Below are 22,181 nucleotides of genomic sequence, written 5' to 3' on the forward strand. Positions count from 1 at the left end.
TCCTCGCTCGACTTGCATGTGTTAGGCCTGCCGCCAGCGTTCGTTCTGAGCCAGGATCAAACTCTCAAGTTGAAAGCAGTATAAACTGCTATCCTTGACGTCGAACCTTGCACATCTGTCTTCCGTCGAAACGGAAGATCATCTCTGCTTGTCGTCTCACTTGCGTAAGCCGCCAAACAGTGAAGCTGACACTCTCATCATCGGTTGCCCTAGAGAGCCGATATGCAAACTTCTCGATCGAAAACGACCAGACCGCCCGCATATCTCTTCAGATATCTCGCAATGTCAAAAAGCAGGGGATAAAAAACAACCCGAACCGCGCCATTTCCTTCGTGGCGCCGTCAAGCCATCTCATTCCCGAATTGTCCCAGATCAAGCAACACTTCCGAGCCGCTCAATCCCGTCCCGATCCAGCGTCGCCGTCTCGGTGAAGGCGTATCTAGGGACTCCCAATCACCCTTGCAAGAAGAAAATCACCACAATGGAGAAGAAAATCATCAAACGTCTGATTTTCCGTCATTTTGCTGTCACGGGATACGGAGACAGATCTTGGCCCTGCGCGCGCCCTACCCCACCCCCTCATGGAATCAAGGTGGCGCTCCGGCCCATGCCGCAGCCGGTCCGGTCAGAAATCGCGAGGAATCGCCGCCATGACCCTGACCGCACCGGTTGCAGAGAATCGCGACGCCTCCTTCGCGATCCGGAAATGAAAAACGCGGCCCCGAGGGACCGCGTTTTCCGTAATTCGCAAAGTGCCGATCAGCGCTTCGAGAACTGGAACGAGCGACGGGCTTTCGCCTTGCCGTATTTCTTCCGTTCGACAACGCGCGAGTCGCGGGTCAGGAAGCCGGCAGCTTTCAGCGCGGCGCGCAGCGACGGCTCGTGCAGCTGAAGGGCTTTCGAGATGCCGTGCTTGACCGCACCGGCCTGACCCGACAGACCACCACCGGCAACGGTGGCATAGACGTCGTACTGGCCGACAACGCCCGCGACCTCGAAGGGCTGGCGCAGGATCATCTGCAGCACCGGACGCGCGAAGTAAGCCGCGATGTCCTTGCCGTTGACGACAACCTTGCCCGAACCCGGCTTCACCCACACGCGGGCGACAGCGTCTTTACGCTTGCCGGTGGCATAGGCACGACCCAGCGCATCGCGCTGAGCTTCACGGACGGGGGCTTCGGCAACCGCCACGGTGGCGACCGATTTCAGGTCGTCGAGGGTCTTGATGTCTTCGGCCATGATCATGCGCTCCGGGTATTCTTGGCGTTCATGGACTTGACGTCCAGAACTTCGGGCTGCTGAGCCTCATGCGGGTGCTCGGCGCCGGCATAGACGCGCAGGTTGGTCATCTGCTGCTTGCCCAGCTTGTTGCGCGAGATCATGCGCTCAACAGCCTTGATCACGACGCGCTCGGGGTGGGCGCCTTCCAGGACCTGACGCGCGGTGCGGTGCTTGATGCCGCCCGGGTGGCCGGTGTGCCAGTAGTATTTCTTGGCATCGCGCTTGTCGCCGGTCATCTGCACCTTGTCGGCGTTGATGATGATGACGTTGTCGCCCATGTCCATGTGGGGGGTGAAGGTCGGCTTGTGCTTGCCACGCAGGCGCATGGCAACGATCGTTGCAAGACGGCCCAGAACGACGCCCTCGGCGTCGATCAGGATCCACTTCTTCTCGATCTCCGCCGGTTTCGCGGTATAGGTTTTCATGGTCGTCCCTTTAGGGGTGTAATTCGAGATGCGGGTGTATCGGCGAAACCGCGATCTGAATCAAGGGCGATGAGCGCAATTTATTCGCTTTAAATCAATGCGTTGCGAAATAGGTATTTATATACCGCAACACAAGCCCCGCTTTCACCGGCCTTTTGGCGGAATCGAGTAGGTCATTGAACATCGTGCCACCGGATCCGCGCCACCTTCCGACCGCACCAGGACCTCACCCACGGCAAGGGTTCGGCCCAGTTTCAGGATGCGGCATTCCGCCAGCAGGTCGCGCCCGGATGCAGGCTTGCGCATGAAGTCGATCGAGGCGTTGGTGGTCACGGCCAGCGCCACCTCTCCGATCCGGGCAAGGATGGCGAGATAGATGGTCACATCCGCAAGCGCGAAGATCGAGGGGCCGCTGACGGTGCCGCCGGGGCGGAGATGGGCGTCATCCACGACCAGGCGCGAGATCATCCTGTCCACATCCGAGGCTTCGACCCTGATCTGCCCCGCCACCTGCGGGAAGGCACGCTCAAGGAAAGCGTTCAACTCTTCCGTGGTCATCGCCAATGTCATCGCATCCCCCGCCTGCCCGCGCAGATTTGCCGCCCCCGCCCGGAAGGGCAAGGGCCAAGACGCGATCACCCGAGCATCGCGAGCCAGGGGAAGGTTTCCAGCAACCAATAGGCAAAGACGGGAAAGGCGCCAGTCAGCAGGGCAAGCCCAACCACGACCAGAAGCACGCCCATGATACGCTCGATCAGGCGCAGATAGGGCTTCACGCGGTTCATCACCCCGATGGCCCGGTTGATGAAGATTGCCGACAGCAGAAAGGGAATGCCCAGACCCAGCGCATAGATGGCTAGAAGCGAGGCCCCCCTGCCCGCCTCGCCGCCCGTCGCGGCAAGGGACAGGATCATGCCAAGCTGCGGCCCGATGCAGGGCGTCCAGCCAAAGGCGAACGCGAGGCCAAGGATATAGGCCCCGAAGACGCTGCCGCCGCGATCTCCGGTCTCCAGCCGTGCTTCGCTGTCCAGGATGGGGATGCGGATGACATGCAGGAAGTGCAGGCCCAGAACGATGACCACCAGCCCCGCCCCGCGCGACAGCAGATCCTGCCATTGCAGGAACATGCGGCCAAAGGCGGATGCCGCCATCCCCATCAGAAGGAAGACGGTCGACAGGCCCAGGACGAAGAACAGCGCCGGGACAACCGCGCTGCGTTCGCCCGACTTCAGCCCGCCGACCCCCACCCCGGTCATGTAGGCCAGATAGGGCGGCACGATCGGCAGCACGCAAGGCGACAGAAAGGACAGGATCCCGGCCAGCAGCGCGACCATCGCGGCAGGCAGGAAGGCGGCATCTGCAAGTTCGATTCCCATCATGGCGGGCAGATTGCGCGATGAAAAAGGCGCGGGAAAGTCCCGCGCCCCTCAAACTTATGTCATGTCGTCAAAGACTCAGCCCAAAGACCACCAGCCGCGACGTTTGGGCCGGTTCTCGTCCCCGTTCCCGTTGGCGGGCACCGGTTCGGGCGCGGGCTCGATTTTCGGCTGCGGGGCGGGTTCGACCGCGGTTTCCGCGACCGGTTCTGCATTCGGGGCAGGCTCGGCCTCAGGGGCCGGCTGCACGGTCGGTTCCGGAAGCTGCGCTTCTGCGGGGGCCGACTCGGCCGAGGCCGGTTCGGCGGGCTGTGGCGCGACATCCGCGGCAGCTTCCGGGGATTCGACCGGCTGGGCCGCGGGAAGTTCAGCGACAGTCACGGCTTCGACCTGCTCTGCCTCAACCGCAACTTCGACGTCCTTGCGACGCGAACGGCGGCGCGAGGATTTCGGCTTTTCGGGCGCGGCCTCGGCAACGGGCTCGACCGCTTCGACCGCCTCGACGGGTGCGGGCACCTCTTCGGCGTCAGGGGCGGTGTCGCCTGCACCCTCGTCCCCTTCGGCCAGGTCGGCATCGTCCGCCTCGGCCAGATCACCAGCCTCGGCATTCGCACCTTCACCTTCGCCAGACTTGCCCCCGCGACGGCGACGACGGCGGCGACGGCGCGACTTGCTGCCGGCATCGCCATTGTCGCTGTCGGAAACGGCAACGTCGGCGACAGCCTCGGTTTCGGGCGCCTCGACCGCGACGTCGTCTTCCTCGATCTCGTCTTCGGCGAAGTCCTCGTCATCGATCTGCGCCATCAGGCTGGCATCGACCGAAACAACCGGCGACACCACTTCCGGCACGTTGCGGATGGCGGTCTTGAACTTCTCGATCGCGTAATCAGGCGAGATCAGGACCGGATCGGCCTCGACCCGCACCGACATGCCATAGCGCGTCTCGATCCCGGCGATATGTTCGCGTTTCGCATTCATCAGGAAGTTGGCGACCGCGACCGGCGCCTTGACCAGAACCTCGCGCGAGCGCTTGCGGGTGCCCTCCTCCTCGATCGCGCGCAGGATGGTCAGCGCAAGGCTGTCATCCGAACGGATCAGGCCGGTACCGTGGCAATGCGCGCAGGGCTGCGTGGTCGATTCCAGCATCCCCGGACGCAGGCGCTGGCGCGACATCTCCAGCAGGCCGAAGCCCGAGATGCGGCCGACCTGGATCCGCGCACGGTCGGTCTTCAGCTTGTCCTTGAAGCGCTTCTCGACGGCGGCGTTGTTCTTGCGCTCCTCCATGTCGATGAAGTCGATCACGATCAGGCCGGCAAGGTCGCGCAGGCGAAGCTGGCGGGCGATTTCCTCGGCCGCTTCCAGGTTCGTCTTCAGCGCGGTATCCTCGATCGAGCCTTCCTTGGTGGCCCGGCCCGAGTTCACGTCGATCGCGACCAGCGCCTCGGTCACGCCGATGACGATATAGCCGCCCGATTTCAGCTGGACGACCGGGTTGAACATGCCACCCAGATAGCTTTCGACCTGGAAGCGCGCGAACAGCGGCATCTGGTCGGTATAGTGCTTCACGTTCTTGCCATGCGACGGCATGATCATCTTCATGAAGTCCTTGGCGGTGCGATAACCGCGGTCGCCTTCGACCAGAACTTCGTCGATCTCTTTCGAATAGATGTCGCGGATGGTCCGCTTGATGAGGTCGCCTTCCTCATAGACGGGCGCCGGGGCGATCGACTTGAAGGTCAGTTCGCGGATCTGCTCCCACAGGCGCATCAGGTATTCGTAATCGCGCCGGATCTCGGTCCGGGTGCGCTGGCTGCCCGCGGTGCGGATGATCAGGCCCGCGCCCTCCGGAACTTCCAGCTCGCTGGCGATTTCCTTCAGCTTCTTGCGGTCCGCGGCATTGGTGATCTTGCGGCTGATGCCGCCGCCGCGCGCCGTGTTCGGCATCAGCACGCAATAGCGACCGGCCAGCGACAGATAGGTGGTCAGCGCCGCACCCTTGTTGCCGCGCTCTTCCTTGACGACCTGGACCAGCATGATCTGCCGGACCTTGATGACTTCCTGAATCTTGTAACGGCGCGCGCGCGGCTTCTTCGGGACCTGGATCTCTTCGGCCACGTCCTCTTCGGCGACCGACTCGATACCGTCTTCCTCGTGCTCGTCGTGCTGCTCGTGGTCGTCCGCGACATGTTCGGCAGCGCTTTCGGACGCACCGGATTCGGTCGTCTCGATCGGGCCTGCGCTGTCATCGCCCCCTTCTGCGGGGTCAACGATGGCCATGCCTGCGATGTCCTCGGACACGACGGCATCGCCCGCGTCGGCGGCGGCGGGCTTGGCACCCTTGCGACGGCGCGAGTTACGCTTGGGCTTTTCGGCCTCTTCGTTCTCGGCAGCGGCAGCCTGCCGCTCTTCCTCGATCAGCGCCTTACGGTCGGCGGCGGGGATCTGGTAATAATCCGGGTGGATTTCGGCAAAGGCCAGGAAGCCGTGGCGGTTTCCACCGTAATCCACGAACGCGGCCTGAAGCGAGGGTTCGACCCGCGTTACCTTTGCCAGATAGATGTTGCCAGCAAGCTGCCGCTTGTTGACGGTCTCGAAGTCAAACTCCTCGACCTTGGTTCCATCGACCACGACAACCCGAGTTTCCTCGGCATGCGTGGCGTCGATCAGCATTTTCTTTGACATGTTTCCGACTTTCGGGCGGCCGGCTTGTGCCGCGCAAGCGCGGTCCTGGCGGACGGCCGCACAATGAGAGATCGCGATACACCGTGCGAGCAGCAGCAATCGCGGCGCCCGGGACAAATCCCCGGCACCGTTCACGATCAAGCTGCGCTGCGCGATCCATCGCGTCTGTTTACCTTTCTTCGCCCCTTGCGCCGTCAAGGCGGTCGGGGCGGCGATCACGGATGCCCAGAGGCCCCTTGGGGCATGGGCGCGATTTTCCCGCGCGATTAGCCGACGGCGCAAAATGAGGCCGCAGGAGGCAGTCGCGCTGCGAAACTGTTGGGGACGAACAACCGAAGGTTGCGAAAGCGCCCCTTACCGCGAAGATAGCGGGGAAGGACGCGCCGTTACAATGGGTTTTTCACCTGAAACGGCGCGCATCCGCCCTGCTTACAGATAATCGCTGCGGCTCAGCCCGTATTTCGCCATCTTTTCGTTGAGCGTCCGGCGCGGCAGGCACAGTTCGTCCATGACCGCGGCGATGCTGCCCTTGTGGCGACGCATGGTGTTGTCGATCAGCATCTTCTCGAAGCTTTCGACGTATTCCTTCAGCGGCTTGCCTTCGGTCGTGGTTGCTTCCTGCGTATCTTCGCCATCGGCCATCAGCAGCGAGGCGATCGACCCCGATCCGCGGCGGTTCTGCAGGACCGCGCGCTCGGCCACGTTGATCAGTTGGCGAACATTGCCCGGCCAGGGCGCCTGCAGCAACTGCGCGGCCTCCTGCGCGGTGACCTGCGGCGGCTCGCAACCATACTCCTCGCTGAACTGTTCGGTCATGCGGGTGAACAGCGACAGGATGTCCTCACCGCGCGAACGCAGCGGCGGCAGGGTAATCTTCAGCGCGGTCAGGCGATAGAAAAGATCGGGCCGCAGCGAATCCTCGGCCCGGCGACCTTCGCCCCGTGCGTTGGAAATGGCGATGATGCGGGTTTCCGCGGGCACGCCCTGCTCGGCGATAAAGGCCAGCAGCCGCGCCTGCAGCGGATCGGACAGCGCCTCGATATCCTCAAGGCACAGCGTCCCGCCCCGGGCTTCCTCGACCGCGGGAAGACCGTTCTCGACCGGACCGAACAGCTTTGCCGCCAGCACCTCGTCATTATAGGCGGCGCAAGAGATCGGGACGAACTTCTTCGAGGCGCGCGGCCCGACGGCATGCAGCGCATGCGCGACCAGCGTCTTGCCGGTGCCGGTCTCGCCGTCGATCAGAACGTGGCCGTCAGCCTGCCCCAGATCAAGGATATCCTCGCGCAGGCGATCCATGACCGGGCTTGCGCCGATAAGCTTGGACATGACCTGCTGACCCTCGCTCAGGTCGCGGCGCAGCGCGCGGTTGTCCAGCGTCATGCGGCGCGCCTGCGCGGCCTTCTTGACCAGCTCGGTCAGGCGTTCGGGGTTGAAGGGCTTCTCCATGAAGTCCATCGCGCCGATGCGCATCGCCTCGACCGCCATGGGCACGTCGCCATGCCCGGTGATCATGATGACCGGCAGCCCGGAATCGATACCCATCAGCCGCTTGAGGAAAGCCATCCCGTCGATGCCCGGCATCCGGATGTCCGAGATGATGATCCCCGGCCAGTCGGCCGCAATCACCTTCAGCGCGTCGTCGGCGCTGGGAAAGGTTTCAGCTTCGAAGCCGGAAAGTGCCAGCCATTGCCGGATCGACTCGCGCATATCCGGTTCATCGTCGACAACTGCAATCTTCATCGTGCGGCTCATGGGCGCATCACCTTTCTATTCATTCGGCGGCCATTTGCGACCGGCCCTTGTGGCCAGGTTCGTGCAATGGCAGCTCCAGTTCGAATACGGCCCCTCCACCTTCGGCGTTATGCGCCGTCAGGCGACCACCGAAGTCAGCCGCGATCCCAGAAGAGATCGCCAGCCCAAGGCCCGTCCCTTCGCCGGGCTTTTTGGTGGTAAAGAAGGGTTCGAAGAGTTTTTCCAGATCGGAAACGCCCGGACCGTTGTCGCGGACGGACAAGAATGCGTGAGACCCCGAACTGACGCTGATCGCAATCGTGGGGTCGCGGACAGCCTTGATGGCGTCGATCGCGTTGCGCAAAAGGTTGATGATCACCTGTTCAAGCCGGATGCGGTCGCACATCACCATGACCGGATAGCGCGGGATATGGCGCTGCAGTCGAATGGTGCGGTTGCGCAGTTGCGGCTCCATCATGACCAGTGCGCTGGACAGCGCCGCACGCAGATCGACCGGCTCGAACGCCTCGCCGCCCTTACGGGCATAGGATTTCAGTTGCCGGGTGATCGCGCCCATCCGCTCGACCAGGTCATCGATGCGCTGGAAGCTGGACAGCGCCTCTTCGGCGCGGCCCCGTTGCAGCAGCACACGAGCCCCCGCCAGATAGGTCTTCATCGCTGCAAGCGGCTGGTTCAGCTCGTGGCTGACGCCGGCCGACATCTCGCCAAGCGCGGCCAGCTTCGAGGATTGCTGCACTGTCTGCTCGGCCACGCGCAATTCCTTCTGCACCCGTTCGCGCTCGGCAATCTCGCGTGTCAGGCGCAGGTTCAGCGCACGCAGATCCGCAGATTCACGCATATAGGCCGCGGATTCCACCCGCGCGCGCCGCGACAGCAGATAGAAGACGGCGGCCAGCAGAATGGCGAATGCCATGATGACCATGGCCAGGACCGCATTCACCCGTTCGCGCACCGAATCGTAGGTGGTAAAGGCGATCATCTTCCAGCCGCGGAAGGGGATCCGCGTCTCGGCCTGCATCACGGCCTTGCCCTGCACATAGGCATCGACGGGCGGAGAGGTCCAGTCGGCCGTCACCTGGAACGCGCGCGAGATTGCCGAGGGCGCCGAACGCACCGACAGCGCCTCGGGCAAGGTCAGCCCGCGCCAGCGCGGTTCGGTCGACAGGATGATCTGCCCCGAACTGTCCGTCACCGCGATCGCATCCGAAATTCCGGCCCAGGACCGCACCAGCCGGGTCAGGTCGGCCCCGACCACCACCACCCCCAAGGTCCGCCCCTCGGAGACCACGGCCCGGGAATAGGCGAATTCATAGGCCCCCTGCGGCGACGGGGAAACGGTAAAGACCGTGTCCTTCGAACGCAGGGATTCGACATAAAACGGCTCTTGTACGTAATTCGTGCCAAGCAGATTCCGATCGGTCGACCCGACCGTCCGCCCCGAGGCGTCAAGCAGCCGGATCGAGGCCGCGCCGATCTCTTTCTGCGCCGAAATCAGCCGCGACGACGTGGTCGAGAAATCGTTCCCGGTCAGCGCCGAGATCAACGCCGGATCGCGCGCCAGAAGCAGCGGCACCACCGAGGTGCGCTGCAATTCCGATAGCAGGTTCCCGATATACAGCGCCGAACGCAACTCGGTCCGCACCCGCGTCGTTTCCGAGAACCGCGCCGTCAGCCAGCTGTTGGTGAACCAGATCGTCCCAACGGCAAGAACCATCAGCGCGGCGATGATGCCACGCAGACCCCACCGGCCGGACGCGCCTGTCCTGCCGGCCTCAGCCATTCCGGTTGAATCCCCGGGGGAAAGATCGTCGTCCTGCATGAACCTCCGGCCAACCCCGCTTGGGGGACAAGCCAATCTAATGCGCGAAACTCAGGCGCTCAAGTCACACCTTGGCCAGCTCTTGAACCAGTGCGGCAAAGAGCTTGGCGCCATCGGTGCCGCCATGCGCCGGTTCGGCGGCGCGCTCGGGATGGGGCATCATGCCCAGAACCCGGCGATTCGAGGACAGCACCCCGGCGATATCCTCAACCGCGCCATTGATGCCGGGCGCATAGGTAAAGGCGATGCGATCCTCGGCCTTCAAGGCTGCCAGCCCCTCGGCGTCGATCTGGTAATTGCCATCATGATGGGCGACCGGAACCCGGATCACCTCGCCCGCGGCAAAGCCCGAGGTAAACGGGCTCGCGGCGGTGGCGACCTTCAGCGCAACCTCGCGGCAGACGAATTTCAGGCCGGAATTGCGCATAAGCGCGCCGGGCAACAGGCCCAGTTCTGTCAGAACCTGAAAACCGTTGCAAATCCCCAGCACATAGCCGCCCTTGGCGCCATGCGCACGGAGGGCATTGGCGATGGGCGAATGGGCCGCGATCGCGCCGCAGCGCAGATAGTCACCGAATGAGAAACCACCCGGCACGGCGACCAGATCGGTGCCGGCCGGCAGCGCCTCGTCCTTGTGCCAGACCCGCGTCACATCGGCCCCCGCCTGCGCCAGCGCAACCGAAAGGTCGCGGTCGCAATTCGAACCGGGGAAAGTGATGACGGCAGCTTTCATGGCGGGCACTCCGGGTTTTGCTGCGCTTCCCTTACTGCAATGCGGCCGAACTGTTAAGCCGCCTTTGCGCAATCTCGCGCGCGCGTGTCCATTCACCGTTTTCCAAATACCCAAACCCGACGCCGCAACCCGCGGATCGGGGCGGGAAAAGAAAAAGGCCGGGGAAAACCCCGGCCTTAGCATCGCAGTGGCGGCGGATCAGCCCGCGAGCGCCTTGTTCAGGTACTCGTCGACCTTTTCCAGGTAGCCCATCGTGGTCAGCCATTTCTGGTCGGGACCGACCAGCAGCGCCAGGTCCTTGGTCATGTGGCCGTCTTCGACCGCCTGCACGGTGACTTTTTCCAGCGTCGTCGCGAACTTCATCAGTGCTTCGTTGCTGTCCAGTTTCGCGCGGTGCTTCAGGCCGCCGGTCCAGGCAAAGATCGACGCGATCGAGTTGGTCGAGGTCTGGTTGCCCTTCTGGTGCTCGCGATAGTGGCGCGTCACGGTGCCGTGGGCGGCCTCGGCCTCGACGGTCTTACCGTCGGGCGTCATCAGGACCGAAGTCATCAGCCCCAGCGAGCCGAAGCCCTGCGCGACGGTGTCCGACTGCACATCGCCGTCATAGTTCTTGCAGGCCCAGACATAGCCGCCCGACCATTTCAGGTTCGAGGCCACCATGTCGTCGATCAGGCGGTGCTCGTAATGAATGCCGGCCTTCTTGAACTGCTCTTCGAACTCTTCCTCATAAACCTTCTGGAACAGGTCCTTGAAGCGGCCGTCATAGGCTTTCAGGATGGTGTTCTTGGTCGAGAGGTAAACCGGGAAGCCGCGCAGCAGGCCATAGTTCAGGGACGCGCGGGCGAAGTCGATGATCGACTCGTCGAGGTTGTACATCGCCATGGCAACGCCCGAGGACGGCGCCTGGAAGACTTCGTGCTCGATGGTCTCGCCATCTTCGCCGACGAACTTGATCGTCAGCTTGCCCTTGCCGGGGAAGCGGAAATCGGTCGCCTTGTACTGGTCGCCGAACGCGTGGCGGCCGACGATGACCGGCTTCGTCCAGTGCGGGACCAGACGCGGCACGTTCTTGCAGATGATCGGCTCGCGGAAGATCACGCCGCCAAGGATGTTGCGGATGGTGCCGTTCGGCGACTTCCACATCTTCTTCAGGCCGAATTCCTCGACGCGCTGCTCGTCGGGGGTGATGGTCGCGCATTTCACGCCGGCGCCGTATTGCTTGATCGCGTTGGCGGCGTCGATGGTGATCTGGTCCTCGGTGCGGTCACGCTCCTCGATGCCCAGATCGTAATATTTCAGGTCGATGTCCAGATAGGGAAGGATCAGCTTCTGCTTGATGAAATCCCAGATGATCCGGGTCATCTCGTCGCCGTCGAGTTCGACGACAGGATTCTCTACCTTGATCTTCGACATGGGTGGTCCCTTTGGTTGGATTCGGCTGACCGCCCTATAGCGGCAAACCGGGGCAAAGGAAAGGCCGGTATACGTTTGCATACCAAAGCCCGGCGAAGTGCCGCGGCACCTTGGGCGGGGACCGCGGACTGCCCGCTGCTAGCGGGTGAAATAGACGCGAGAGCTTTCGCTGAGCCAGTCCCAGATGGCGGGCGCGCCGCGCTGGATGCGCAGGCCCACGCGCTCGACCAGCTGGTCATAGGTGACATCGTATTCGATCCAGCTTCCCCCGCCCGAGCGGATATTCTGCATCACCGGCTGCGCACGGTCGAGCGACTTGGCAAAGACCGCGTCCGGGGTCTCGTTTGCCTCGAACTCGCTCCACAGCGCGCGCAATTCGCGTCCCTGTTCCACGGGCAACATCCCGAACAGGCGGTCGGCCGCGGCCTCTTCCGCCGCCATCTGCGCAGCGCCGTGATGGGCGGCGCCGTTCTGCGAATGCAGCGGCACGTCGCCGGTATCGATCTCGACCAGATCATGCAGGATCAGCATGCGGATGACGCGGCCGATATCCACATCCGCCCCGGCCAGAGGCGCCATGACCAGCGCATAAAGCGCCAGGTGCCAGCTGTGTTCGGCGCTGTTTTCACGGCGCGAGGCGTCGCAAAGCGTGCTGGCCCGATAGACGGATTTCAGACGGTCGGCCTCGGCCAGGAAAACCAGCGTCCCGGCCAGTTCGCCAGACACGGGTCGACGTTCGCGGATGGCGCGCGCAGCCTCCATTACCTCGGGCCATTCCTGCCACAGGCGTGCCGCGCGCCCCGCAGTCATGTTACCTTCGACGATCTCCAGATGATCCGACAAAGGCTTGGGCGCGGAAAGGACCTGGAACAACGGCTGGACGTGGTCCATGCGCTTGGCAAGACGCGCATCGGCGGTCTCGCCCGCCTCGAACTCGCGCCAAAGCTCCAGCAACGCCGCGCCGTCGGGCAGAAGGCCGAACAGCCGTTCGGCGGCGGCCAGCTCGGCGGCCTCGACCGCCAGCGTGTCGTGCTGCAGGTGGATCGGGTGGTCGCCGCAGTCGATCTCGACCAGGTCATGCAACAGGATCATCGCGATGGCGCGGTCGCTGCCGCCGAAAAGCAGCGCGTAAAGGGCGACATGCCAGCTGTGCTCGGCGCTGTTCTCGGGACGGGACAGGTCCATCAGCACATTCGCGCGATCGACGGATTTCAACCGGTCGGCTTCGTTCAGGAAACTGAAACGGGCGGTCAGATCGCTCATGCGCGGCTCCTTTGCGTTTCGCCCCGCTCCTATCGCGAAGCGCGGGCAGATGCCAGAAGCAATGGACCGGAAAGTCGGACAGCCGCGCACCCCGGACCCGCCGGGGCGCGCGTATCCGTCAGCGCGTGGTTTCCGTCAGGCGACGGCGGACATAGGTCTGCACCTTGTCGATCATCGGCTTCATGTGGACCTCGTCATCGCGGAAGAAGTGATCCGCGCCCTCGATCTCTTCATGAGTGATGGTGATGCCCTTCTGCTCGCGCAGCTTGCCCACCAGCGTATTGGTGTCCTTGGGCGGGGCCACGCGGTCGGCGGTCCCGTTGATGATCAGCCCCGAAGACGGGCACGGCGCAAGGAAGCTGAAGTCATACATGTTCGCCGGGGGTGCTACCGAGATGAAGCCGGTGATCTCGGGGCGCCGCATCAGCAGCTGCATTCCGATCCAGGCGCCGAAGCTGAAGCCTGCCACCCAGCAATGCTTGCTGTTGGGGTTCATCGCCTGCAGGTAATCCAGCGCCGAGGCGGCATCGGAAAGCTCGCCGATGCCTTGGTCGAACTCGCCCTGGCTGCGACCGACGCCGCGGAAGTTGAACCGCATGACGGTAAAGCCCATGCGATGGAACGCGTAATGCAGGTTGTAGACGACCCGGTTGTTCATCGTCCCGCCATATTGCGGATGCGGATGCAGGATGATGGCGATGGGGGCGTCGGGGGCGGCTTGCGCGTGATAGCGCCCCTCAAGACGACCTTCGGGACCGGGGAAAATCAGTTCGGGCATGGGCTTCCTTTGAAACTCGGGTTTCTTGACCCTGTGGCGGCGCGGCTCTAGATCGTCAATCTGGGAAGCGCGCCCGGCATAGGCAAGACGCAATCAAAAGTCGGCAAAGCGGATTAGCCCAAGAGATCCCATTGCGTCAATGCAATGGCTATGGAGGTCAAGATGAAGCTGTCCACCAAAGGGCGCTATGCCATGGTCGCCCTGACCGATCTGGCGATAGCCAAGGGAGATGACCTGACGTCGCTGGCGGAGATCTCGAAACGCCAGGACATCTCGCTGCCCTATCTCGAGCAGCTGTTCGTCCGGCTGCGGCGCGCCGGGCTTGTCGAATCCGTGCGCGGTCCCGGTGGCGGCTATCGTCTGGCCAAGACACCCGAGACGATCCGCGTCGCCGACATCCTTGAAGCCGTGGACGAAACCGTCAGCGCCATGCATGTCGGCGCGGGCGCATCGGGCGGGATTTCTGGATCGCGCGCACAGACGCTCTCGAACCGGCTGTGGGAAAGCCTGTCGGCCCATGTCTATGTCTTCCTGCACAACCACACGCTTGCGGACGTGGCGAAAAACCAGCTTCTGCCCTGCCCGGCCCTGCCGAAGATCCTGTCCATCGTCGACGACTGACGCGGCGCAACCTGTGCGGGCGGCGTCACTCGGCGGGTAGATCCTCGAACAGCGTGCCGATGGCCACCGTCTTTGCGGGCACGTTCAGGTTCGGGTCCGAGGCGATCATCACCGGGACCTTCGCATCGGGCAGGACGTAAAGCACGCCCTTCTCGTCGATGCCGACGCGCGACTTGTGATAAAGCCCGATCGAGGGTACCAGCGCCACACCCTCGAACCCCTTGGGCACCGTGAACTCCATGGTGACGCTGCCCTTTTTGCCTTCGGGCGCATAATCGGGGATGCTGGCATAGATCCCTGTCGCCTGCCCCGACGGTTTCAGCAATTCACCCCAAAGCGTGTAGTGATACCCTTCGACGAGATTTTCATAGTCGACGGTCGCACGGATGATGCCGCCCGATCCGGGAAGGGACTGGTCGCCGTCGGCGGCGTCCGCAGCGGCCACGGTCACGCGCTGGACCGCATGGACCTGGATGACGGTCGCCTCGCCCTTGGTATCGCGGATCTCGGCAAGCGATCTGGCACCGGCCATCGACGTGGCATCAACCTCGCCTTCGTACAGCGTCAGGTAGACGGCATAGTCGACATTGAACCGGGTGCGGTTCGGCGGGACCGGGAACTGAAAGCTGGTGCTGCCCTCGGCCGCCTCGGGCGTCAGCCCGGCGAAAGTGGGCTCTCCCACCGTCTCGCCCTTCGCGACGTCGAAAAGCTGGGCGGCCAGCGTGTAACGCTGACCCGGCGTGAGCCCCTTGTAGGTCACGTCATCCCGCGCGATCCCTCCGGTGCGCAGGAAGAAGCGGTTGTCGTCGGAATCCTCGACCACCTTGCTGCCGAGGACGATCCCCTCCTGCGCATTGACTGCCTGCAGGGGCACGCCCGCGATCACAGCCGCGACGGCAAGCATGATAAGCACATTATGTCTGCGATCTGTCATACCCAAATCGCTAACGCCGGCGGCCTTTCCGATCAAGCATCGTGCAGCGCACTGGCGCCCCGCCGCCGGGAATACGCGGGCTGCCACAAATAACGGCAGTTCCGGCGGCCTGATTTCCGTGGAAGTCGCGCGACATCAGCGTCATCGCCACGTCACCGTTCCTTGCGAAATCCGCGGGGGAAGCCTAAATGAGCGCTTCTTCGATCCACGCTTGCGAAGGGATACGCATCATGTCCGGTCTTCAGACCCCCTATTACCTGATCGACCTTGCCAAGCTGCGGGTCAACATGGAGCGTGTCCAGTATCTGCGTGAGCATTCGGGCGCGAAATGCCTGCTGGCGCTGAAATGCTTCGCCACCTGGTCGGCCTTTGATTTCATGCGACCGTTCATGGACGGGACCACCTCCTCCAGCCTGTTCGAACTGCGGCTGGGGCACGAGGAATTCGGCAAGGAAACCCACGCCTATTCCGTGGCCTGGGCCGATGGCGAGATCGACGAGGCGTTGGGCTACGCCGACAAGATCATCTTCAACAGCCTCGGCCAGCTTGACCGTTTCGGGGGCAAGGCCAAGGACCGCGGGATCAAGATGGGCCTGCGCCTGAACCCGCGCTTTTCGACCAGCGGCTTCGACCTTGCCGATCCGGCACGTCCCTTCTCGCGTCTTGGCGAATGGGATCTGCCGCGGCTGGAAAGCGCGCTGGACCGCATTTCCGGTGTGATGATTCACTATAATTGCGAGAATGGCGATTTCGACCTGTTCGACGCGCAGCTTTCCCGGATCGAGGCCGAGTTCGGCGGCTTCCTAGAGAAGCTCGACTGGGTCAGCCTTGGCGGCGGCATCCACTTCACCGGCGACGGCTATCCGCTGGACCGGCTGGCCGCGCGGCTGAAAGCGTTCCAGGCGAAATTCGGCGTCCAGCTGTTCCTGGAACCGGGCGAGGCCAGCATCACCCGCTCCTCCTCGCTTGAGGTCACGGTGCTGGACCTGATCCATAACGGCAAGGATGTCGCCATCGTCGACAGCTCGATCGAAGCCCATATGCTGGACCTGCTGATCTATCGCGAAACCGCGAAGCTGCCGCAGGAAGGCGAGCATCCCTATCAGGTGGCGGGCAAGACCTGCCTTGCCGGCGACATTTTCGGCGAGGGCCGCTTTGCCGCGCCGCTGAAGGTCGGCGACCGCATCAGCATCGCGGATGCCGCGGGTTACACCATGGTCAAGAAGAACTGGTTCAACGGCGTGACCATGCCCTCGATCGCGATCCGCGACGAAGACGGAACGATCCGCGAAGTCCGCCGGTTCACCTACGACGACTACAAATCCAGCCTGTCCTGAAAACAAGCCAGAGAGCCCCCGACGATATATTCCCTGCCAAGAAAAGGAGATCGAATTGGCCAAAAACGTGCTCATCATCGGCGCCGGCGGCGTCGCCCAGGTGGTCGCGCACAAGATGGCGCAGAATGCCAAGGAATTTGGAAGTCTGCACATCGCAAGCCGCACTGTCGCAAAGGCAGAGCAGATCATCACGAGCATTCGTGAAAAGGGCCATACGGTCGAATTTTCCACCCATACGCTCGACGCGATGGACAGCAACGCCGTGGCCGCGCTGATCCGCAAGATCGACGCGAATATCGTCATCAACGTCGGTTCTTCCTTCGTGAACATGACTGTCCTGCAGGGCTGCATCGACACGGGCGCCGCCTATCTGGACACTGCCATCCACGAAGACCCGGCCAAGATCTGCGAGACACCGCCCTGGTACGGCAACTATGAATGGAAACGCCGCGAAGCCTGCGAAAAGGCCGGCGTCACCGCGATCCTGGGCGTCGGCTTCGATCCGGGCGTCGTCAACGCCTATGCCCGACTGGCCGAGGACGAATATTTCGACAAGGTCGACTCGATCGACATCGTCGACATCAACGCGGGCAGCCACGGCCGCTGGTTCGCCACGAACTTCGACCCCGAGATCAATTTCCGCGAATTCACCGGCACCGTCTATGCCTGGCAGGGCGGCAAATGGACCGAGAACAAGATGTTCGAGGTCGGGCGCGAATGGGATCTTCCCGTCGTCGGCAAGCAGACCGCATATCTGTCCGGCCATGACGAGGTGCACAGCCTGTCCGCGCGCTACAAGGACGCGGATGTCCGCTTCTGGATGGGCTTTGGCGCGCATTACATCAACGTCTTCACCGTCCTTCAGAACCTGGGACTTCTCAGCGAAAAGCCGGTCAAGACCGCCGAGGGGTTGGAGGTCGTGCCGCTGAAGGTGGTCAAGGCGGTGCTGCCCGACCCCGCCAGCCTTGCCCCCGATTATCAGGGCAAGACCTGCATCGGCGATCTGGTCAAGGGTTCGCAGGACGGCAAGCCGGGCGAGGTCTTCATCTACAACGTGGCCGATCACAAACAGGCCTATGAGGAAGTCGGCAGCCAGGGCATCAGCTATACCGCGGGCGTCCCCCCGGTCGCGGCAGCGATCCTGGTCGCGCGCGGCACCTGGAACGTCAAGAAGATGGTCAATGTCGAGGATCTGCCCGCCCGCCCCTTCCTGGAGCTTCTGGGCGACCTGGGCCTGCCCACCCGCGTCATCGACGCGACTGGCGATCACCCGCTGTAACAGGCGCCGATTCCCCACTTATGCCTTTGCCCCGCGGACAGGAACCTGCCCGCGGGGTTCGCGTTTCTTCCCGGCGCAGCGGACCGCCAAAAAGGGGAGCAACCGTGACACCGCCCGACCCATCGACCCATATGTTCCCCAGCCTGCCCCGCGACGCTGGCAAGGGTACGGCGCTTCCCAAGGTCGCGAACTGGGCCATCATCGGGATCTTCCTGATCCTCATGTTCTGGTTCGTGGCGCAGGCCCGCGACTTCCTGATGCCCGTCACGCTGGCCTTGTTGCTGTTCTTCGTCTTCGTCCCCTTCCGCCGGGTGATGGAGCGCTGGCGCATCGGACCGACCGTTACCGCCGCGATTGTCTCTCTGGGATTGGTGGTGTCGATCCTGGGGATCGGAATGATGATCTCGGGCCCGGTCAGCCGGCTGATCGACAACGCCCCCCAGATCGGCACGCGGCTAGAACAGAGGTTCACCGAGATCCGCCGCAACTTCGCCGGGCTTGAGCGCGCGGCGCGCAAGCTGGACGAACTGACCGGCGGCAAGAAGGCGACCGACGAACAGGACACGCCCCCCGGCTCTGCACCACCCCCCGCCGAAATCGTCGGCCCGGACGTGATGGGCACTGTCACCGGACGCGTGACCAGCGTGCCCACCCCCGGCACCCCGCAGCCGCCCGACCAGCATATCGAGGTGCAGGTGAACGCCCCGACCGAGTCCACCGCCCTTGGCAGCGTGATGGACCTGGGACCGGCAGTGATCGGACAGATCATCCTGACGCTGTTTCTGCTGTTCTTCATGCTCGCGTCCGGCGATCTGCTGTATCTGAAGATCGTGCAAAGCTTCGACCGGATGCGGGACAAGCGCGCGGCCTATCTGGCGCTGCGCGAGATCGAGGACAGGCTGGGCGCCTATCTTGGCGCGATCACGCTGATCAACGCCTGCCTGGGCATCGCGATCGGGCTTGCCATGTGGGCCTGGGGGATGCCTTCGCCGGTGCTGTTCGGGCTGGTCGGGTTCCTGCTGAACTTCATCCCCTATCTTGGTCCGGTCTTCGGCATCATCATCGCCGCGCTGGTCGGGGTCTTTGTCTTCGACGACCTGTTCACGCCCCTGATGGTGGCGTTGACCTATCTGGCGCTGACCTCGTTCGAGGGTCAGCTCATCACTCCCTATTTCGTCTCGCGCAAATTGCAGCTGAACACGGTCGTCGTGTTCCTGACCGTGGCGCTGTGGGCGTGGCTGTGGTCGGTGCTTGGCATGATCGTCGCGGTGCCCCTTCTGGTGGTGATGCGGGTGCTGGCCGACCATGTTCCGGGGCTGGAGAAGTTCGGGAATTTCCTGGCCGGCGAGGATCCCCCCGCGCTTGAGGATGAAGATGAGGAGGAGGCCCGCGAACTGGTCGAAACCGGCGGCGATACCGAAGACATGACCGAAGCCGCCAGGGCAACGCGCCACCTGTCACCCTGATGTCACGGGACCGTTGGACGGGCGATGCAGCGATGGCATGATGGCGACATGAACCATCGTCGATTCGCGTCACATGCCAGACTTTGCTGACCCCCCCGCCGCCGGCGCACGACCGGCCCCGCCACGGCCACGGCTGCAGATCGGCTTCGTGCTGTTGCCGCGCTTCACGCTGTCGGCTTTCGCGAATTTCATGGATGTGCTGCGCCTGGCCGCGGATGACGGCGACGGCTCACGCCCGATCCATTGCCGCTGGGCGGTGCTGTCGCCCGACATGGCCCCGATCCAGTCCTCATGCGGGGTCAGGATCGAACCGGACGAGCGGTTAGGCGATCCGGCCCGCTTCGACTATATCGTGGTGGTCGGCGGATTGATCGAGGGTGGGGGCGGCCTGCCCCCCGGCCTTGCCCCTTTCCTGCAGCGCGCCGCCGCGCAGCGGATCGGCATCGCCGGGCTTTGCACCGGGGTCTTCGCTCTGGCGCGCCTTGGCCTGATGGATGGCTATCGTTGCTGCGTCAGCTGGTTCCATCACCAGGATTTCCTTGCCGAATTCGAACGGATGCGCCCGGTTTCGGACCAGATCTTCGTCGTGGACCGCGACCGCCTCAGCTGTTCGGGCGGGGTCAGTGCTGCGCATCTTGCGGCCTTTCTGGTCGATCGCCACCTGGGCCGCGCCGCCGCGCGCAAAAGCCTGTCGATCATGATGATCGACGAGCCGATGGCCGGAGACCGCCCCCAGCCCGGTCTGCCGTTGGAGCTGAATGCCCGCGATCCGCTGGTGCGCCGCGCCCTGCTGGCGATGCAGCAGAACCTGCAGGCGCCGCTTCCCATCGCCCGCATCGCCCGTGATCTGGGCGTCGGTCGCCGCAAGCTTGAGCGGCATTTCAATGCCGACCTGGGCATCCCGCCCGCCGATGCCTCGGTCAGGATACGGCTGGCGCAGGCGCGGATGCTGTTGGCCCGAAGCGACCGGACAGTGACCCGCATCGCCGAGGAAACCGGCTTCTGCGACGCCTCGCACCTGATTCGCGTGTTCCGGGAAACCGAGGGCACGACCCCCGACCTGTGGCGCCAGGACCGTGCCCAATCCAGCCCGGACCACCAGCCCGACGAAGGCGCGGTTGCCTGATCCCCTGCGCGGGAAAAACGGGGCCGGAGCGAGGCGGAAGGTCCATGGTGACCCCGACAGGACTTGAACCTGTAACCTGCCCCTTAGGAGGGGGCGAAATGGCATTTCAGGTCAAAGACTTACCCGATTCATCCTGTTGAAATCATTCTAAATACTTGCAGACGGCTCTCAGTGACTCTAGCTAGTTCTAGAAGCTATTCGAGACACATTCGAGACACGAGCCGCCACGATGCCCCGCCAGACCGAAGACCAGAAGATCACCACGCCGACCCATCGGGCCAAGCTCGCCCCCCGGCGCAAGCCCTATTACCGTCGCCTGACCGACACGATTCAGATCGGCTACCGCCGTCTGAACACCATGCCCGGAACGTGGGTGACGAAGACCCGCGCCGAGGATGGCACCTATACCGAAAAGAAGCTCGAAGGCGTGGTGCCCGATGATGTCGTCGCCACCAACGGCATCGACATTCTGACTTACGATCAGGCTTGCCAGATGGCGCGGGGCGCGCTGGCCCCCGCCCCCGAGGAAGTCACCCTGCTGACCGCCGCGACGGAATGGGCCGACGGCAAGCAGGCCGAGACGGACAGCCTGACGGCCCGGACCAAGTTGCGCAACACGGCAGCGCGCATCGCGAAACAATTCCCCAACGGCCAGACGCTGAACAAGTTGACGGTTAGGCAGGTCAGGGAATGGCGTGACGGCTTCCTGCACAAGGATGGCGACGAGGACACCAACCGCGCCCGCCGCGCCACGGCGAACCGGGAACTGGCCGCGCTCAAGGCAATCTGCAATCTGGCCTGCCGGGTGCATCGACTCGACATCCCGAAGCCTTGGGATGACGTGTCGAAGTTCGGACGGGCCGAGGCTTTCGGCAAGCGGGTCCGGGTGCTGGATCAGGCCGAGCGCAAGGCGTGGATCGCAGCGGCGCCAGATGGCGCCACCCGCAACATGATCCGCGCTCTGCTGGCGACGGGTTGTCGTTCTGGCGAACTGGTCAATGCCCGCGTGCGTGACCTGTCCGGGCGCAGGCTGACGGTATCGGGCAAGACGGGCACCCGCACCATGATCCTGTCGCCGAACACTGGCACCTTCTTCGCCGGGCTTGCCGACGGTCGGAACGATCAGGACGCGCCCCTGCTGCCGTCACCGCTTGGTGAACGGTGGAAAGAAGACCTGCTGATCGACAGCATCGCCCGCGCCACGGTGAAGGCGAAGCTGGACGATGTGACGGCCTATGCCGCGCGTCATACCTACATCACCGACCACCTTGCCAAGGGCGTGCCCGTGGTTGCCGTAGCGAAGCAATGCGGCACGTCCGCTGAAATGATCGAACGGACCTATGCGAACTTCATCGCCACCGATCTGGAAATCTGGTTCGGGTCCGAGGTGGCGGGATGAAGCTGCGGGTCCAGCATGGCGACGGCCTGCGCGAATACGAGGTCGAGCCGGAGAACCTGTCCAGCTTCCTCGACACGCTCTTTCCCGAGGCCGAGGCGCAAGGGGGCGAGGCCCGCATAGAGATCAGCCCGGACGGTAGCTGGACGGCCCGCGCGGTCTACCCCAACCCGCAGGCGTTGGCCGATACGCTGGCCGCCCAGCGCGTCAAGGAGAGGACGCAACGGCAGGCCGGGGGCAAGGCCAGAGCCGCCCAGCGCCCCGATCTGGCGGCGCTGGTCCGGCAGGAAGCCTTACTCGCGCGGGAAGCCCGAACGCGGCCTTATGCTTCGGCTCGTCAGGTCGCGGGGGCGATCATGGATCGGGTCAACGAGTTGCTGGAAGATCGCGACGCCTTGCCCGTCAAGCTCGACACTATCCGGCGCAAGGTGCCCCAGCAGGTCGGGGTCGTCAGGGTCTGGGAGAAACCCTGAAATCAGTTGGTATCCTGCTGAGCA

19 protein-coding genes and 1 rRNA gene are annotated in these 22,181 nt (G+C 63.6%); 7 read left to right on the forward strand and 13 right to left on the reverse strand.

The window, feature by feature from the left end:
* From ACO2Q4_RS12595 to ACO2Q4_RS12650, 12 genes are all read right to left on the reverse strand, one after another.
* Positions 1-72 (reverse strand): 16S ribosomal RNA (locus tag ACO2Q4_RS12595); the annotation flags it as partial.
* A gap of 687 nt (positions 73-759) precedes the next feature.
* Entirely contained in the window at positions 760-1,239 is a 480-nt protein-coding gene (gene rpsI / locus ACO2Q4_RS12600) for a 30S ribosomal protein S9 (RefSeq protein WP_311757334.1), read from the reverse strand.
* Between the two features lie 2 nt (positions 1,240-1,241).
* Positions 1,242-1,706: a 50S ribosomal protein L13 gene (gene rplM / locus ACO2Q4_RS12605; RefSeq protein WP_142663526.1), complete on the reverse strand. Its 465-nt coding sequence runs from the start codon at positions 1,704-1,706 to the stop codon at positions 1,242-1,244.
* A 144-nt stretch (positions 1,707-1,850) separates the two neighbouring features.
* A complete protein-coding gene (locus ACO2Q4_RS12610) occupies positions 1,851-2,276 on the reverse strand; it encodes a PaaI family thioesterase (protein ID WP_395131542.1) in 426 nt (141 codons plus the stop codon).
* A 65-nt stretch (positions 2,277-2,341) separates the two neighbouring features.
* Positions 2,342-3,085: a cytochrome c biogenesis CcdA family protein gene (locus ACO2Q4_RS12615; protein ID WP_311757335.1), complete on the reverse strand. Its 744-nt coding sequence runs from the start codon at positions 3,083-3,085 to the stop codon at positions 2,342-2,344.
* Positions 3,086-3,160: 75 nt separating this feature from the next.
* Positions 3,161-5,764, reverse strand: a complete 2,604-nt coding sequence (locus tag ACO2Q4_RS12620) for an Rne/Rng family ribonuclease (protein WP_423319632.1) — start codon at positions 5,762-5,764, stop codon at positions 3,161-3,163.
* 429 nt (positions 5,765-6,193) lie between these two features.
* Positions 6,194-7,519 carry a sigma-54-dependent transcriptional regulator gene (locus tag ACO2Q4_RS12625; RefSeq protein ID WP_311757337.1) on the reverse strand — a complete coding sequence of 442 codons (1,326 nt, stop codon included), beginning with the start codon at positions 7,517-7,519 and terminating at the stop codon, positions 6,194-6,196.
* Positions 7,520-7,538: 19 nt separating this feature from the next.
* Complete coding sequence (locus ACO2Q4_RS12630; protein WP_311757338.1) at positions 7,539-9,299, reverse strand: sensor histidine kinase; 1,761 nt, start codon at positions 9,297-9,299, stop codon at positions 7,539-7,541.
* A 103-nt stretch (positions 9,300-9,402) separates the two neighbouring features.
* Positions 9,403-10,071, reverse strand: coding sequence for a phosphoribosylformylglycinamidine synthase subunit PurQ (gene purQ / locus ACO2Q4_RS12635; protein WP_423319635.1), 669 nt, complete (start codon positions 10,069-10,071; stop codon positions 9,403-9,405).
* A gap of 198 nt (positions 10,072-10,269) precedes the next feature.
* Positions 10,270-11,484: an NADP-dependent isocitrate dehydrogenase gene (locus ACO2Q4_RS12640; RefSeq protein WP_423319637.1), complete on the reverse strand. Its 1,215-nt coding sequence runs from the start codon at positions 11,482-11,484 to the stop codon at positions 10,270-10,272.
* A 138-nt stretch (positions 11,485-11,622) separates the two neighbouring features.
* Positions 11,623-12,747, reverse strand: a complete 1,125-nt coding sequence (locus tag ACO2Q4_RS12645) for an HD domain-containing protein (RefSeq protein ID WP_423319639.1) — start codon at positions 12,745-12,747, stop codon at positions 11,623-11,625.
* A gap of 118 nt (positions 12,748-12,865) precedes the next feature.
* Entirely contained in the window at positions 12,866-13,525 is a 660-nt protein-coding gene (locus ACO2Q4_RS12650) for an alpha/beta hydrolase (RefSeq protein WP_311757342.1), read from the reverse strand.
* A 162-nt stretch (positions 13,526-13,687) separates the two neighbouring features.
* On the opposite strand from ACO2Q4_RS12650, the gene ACO2Q4_RS12655 reads away from it, so the two are divergent.
* Entirely contained in the window at positions 13,688-14,146 is a 459-nt protein-coding gene (locus ACO2Q4_RS12655; RefSeq protein WP_311757343.1) for an Rrf2 family transcriptional regulator, read from the forward strand.
* 25 nt (positions 14,147-14,171) lie between these two features.
* Here ACO2Q4_RS12655 and ACO2Q4_RS12660 read toward each other — a convergent pair whose 3' ends face one another.
* Positions 14,172-15,050 (reverse strand): VaFE repeat-containing surface-anchored protein, encoded by an 879-nt coding sequence (locus ACO2Q4_RS12660; RefSeq protein ID WP_423319641.1) that lies wholly within the window; start codon positions 15,048-15,050, stop codon positions 14,172-14,174.
* Between the two features lie 260 nt (positions 15,051-15,310).
* Here ACO2Q4_RS12660 and nspC point away from each other — a divergent pair, with 260 nt between their 5' ends.
* The 6 genes from nspC (at position 15,311) to ACO2Q4_RS12690 (ending at position 22,157) form a co-directional block, all read left to right on the forward strand.
* Positions 15,311-16,417, forward strand: coding sequence for a carboxynorspermidine decarboxylase (gene nspC / locus ACO2Q4_RS12665; RefSeq protein ID WP_423319643.1), 1,107 nt, complete (start codon positions 15,311-15,313; stop codon positions 16,415-16,417).
* Positions 16,418-16,472: 55 nt separating this feature from the next.
* Positions 16,473-17,696: a saccharopine dehydrogenase NADP-binding domain-containing protein gene (locus ACO2Q4_RS12670; RefSeq protein ID WP_423319645.1), complete on the forward strand. Its 1,224-nt coding sequence runs from the start codon at positions 16,473-16,475 to the stop codon at positions 17,694-17,696.
* Between the two features lie 104 nt (positions 17,697-17,800).
* Positions 17,801-19,162, forward strand: coding sequence for an AI-2E family transporter (locus ACO2Q4_RS12675; RefSeq protein WP_423319647.1), 1,362 nt, complete (start codon positions 17,801-17,803; stop codon positions 19,160-19,162).
* Between the two features lie 73 nt (positions 19,163-19,235).
* Complete coding sequence (locus tag ACO2Q4_RS12680) at positions 19,236-20,288, forward strand: GlxA family transcriptional regulator (protein ID WP_423319649.1); 1,053 nt, start codon at positions 19,236-19,238, stop codon at positions 20,286-20,288.
* 229 nt (positions 20,289-20,517) lie between these two features.
* Positions 20,518-21,687: a tyrosine-type recombinase/integrase gene (locus ACO2Q4_RS12685; RefSeq protein ID WP_423319651.1), complete on the forward strand. Its 1,170-nt coding sequence runs from the start codon at positions 20,518-20,520 to the stop codon at positions 21,685-21,687.
* Positions 21,684-22,157 (forward strand): hypothetical protein, encoded by a 474-nt coding sequence (locus tag ACO2Q4_RS12690; RefSeq protein ID WP_423319653.1) that lies wholly within the window; start codon positions 21,684-21,686, stop codon positions 22,155-22,157. The genes ACO2Q4_RS12685 and ACO2Q4_RS12690 overlap by 4 nt, the downstream gene beginning before the upstream one ends.
* Positions 22,158-22,181: the final 24 nt, after the last annotated feature.

Origin of the sequence: Paracoccus sp. KR1-242 (genome assembly GCF_049446195.1) — a bacterium.
GTDB classification, from domain to species: Bacteria; Pseudomonadota; Alphaproteobacteria; order Rhodobacterales; family Rhodobacteraceae; genus Paracoccus; species Paracoccus broussonetiae.

Excerpts from the sequence above, each read along its gene's own strand:
- ACO2Q4_RS12625 (WP_311757337.1), bottom strand. The coding sequence starts at position 7,519 with ATGAGCCGCACGATGAAGATTGCAGTTGTCGACGATGAACCGGATATG.
- ACO2Q4_RS12655 (WP_311757343.1), top strand. The coding sequence starts at position 13,688 with ATGAAGCTGTCCACCAAAGGGCGCTATGCCATGGTCGCCCTGACCGAT.
- purQ (WP_423319635.1), bottom strand. The coding sequence starts at position 10,071 with ATGAAAGCTGCCGTCATCACTTTCCCCGGTTCGAATTGCGACCGCGAC.
- nspC (WP_423319643.1), top strand. The coding sequence starts at position 15,311 with ATGTCCGGTCTTCAGACCCCCTATTACCTGATCGACCTTGCCAAGCTG.
- ACO2Q4_RS12690 (WP_423319653.1), top strand. The coding sequence starts at position 21,684 with ATGAAGCTGCGGGTCCAGCATGGCGACGGCCTGCGCGAATACGAGGTC.
- ACO2Q4_RS12660 (WP_423319641.1), bottom strand. The coding sequence starts at position 15,050 with ATGCTTGCCGTCGCGGCTGTGATCGCGGGCGTGCCCCTGCAGGCAGTC.
- ACO2Q4_RS12650 (WP_311757342.1), bottom strand. The coding sequence starts at position 13,525 with ATGCCCGAACTGATTTTCCCCGGTCCCGAAGGTCGTCTTGAGGGGCGC.
- ACO2Q4_RS12610 (WP_395131542.1), bottom strand. The coding sequence starts at position 2,276 with ATGACATTGGCGATGACCACGGAAGAGTTGAACGCTTTCCTTGAGCGT.
- ACO2Q4_RS12620 (WP_423319632.1), bottom strand. The coding sequence starts at position 5,764 with ATGTCAAAGAAAATGCTGATCGACGCCACGCATGCCGAGGAAACTCGG.
- ACO2Q4_RS12685 (WP_423319651.1), top strand. The coding sequence starts at position 20,518 with ATGCCCCGCCAGACCGAAGACCAGAAGATCACCACGCCGACCCATCGG.
- rpsI (WP_311757334.1), bottom strand. The coding sequence starts at position 1,239 with ATGGCCGAAGACATCAAGACCCTCGACGACCTGAAATCGGTCGCCACC.
- ACO2Q4_RS12640 (WP_423319637.1), bottom strand. The coding sequence starts at position 11,484 with ATGTCGAAGATCAAGGTAGAGAATCCTGTCGTCGAACTCGACGGCGAC.
- ACO2Q4_RS12630 (WP_311757338.1), bottom strand. The coding sequence starts at position 9,299 with ATGGCTGAGGCCGGCAGGACAGGCGCGTCCGGCCGGTGGGGTCTGCGT.
- ACO2Q4_RS12645 (WP_423319639.1), bottom strand. The coding sequence starts at position 12,747 with ATGAGCGATCTGACCGCCCGTTTCAGTTTCCTGAACGAAGCCGACCGG.
- rplM (WP_142663526.1), bottom strand. The coding sequence starts at position 1,706 with ATGAAAACCTATACCGCGAAACCGGCGGAGATCGAGAAGAAGTGGATC.
- ACO2Q4_RS12680 (WP_423319649.1), top strand. The coding sequence starts at position 19,236 with ATGCCAGACTTTGCTGACCCCCCCGCCGCCGGCGCACGACCGGCCCCG.
- ACO2Q4_RS12615 (WP_311757335.1), bottom strand. The coding sequence starts at position 3,085 with ATGATGGGAATCGAACTTGCAGATGCCGCCTTCCTGCCTGCCGCGATG.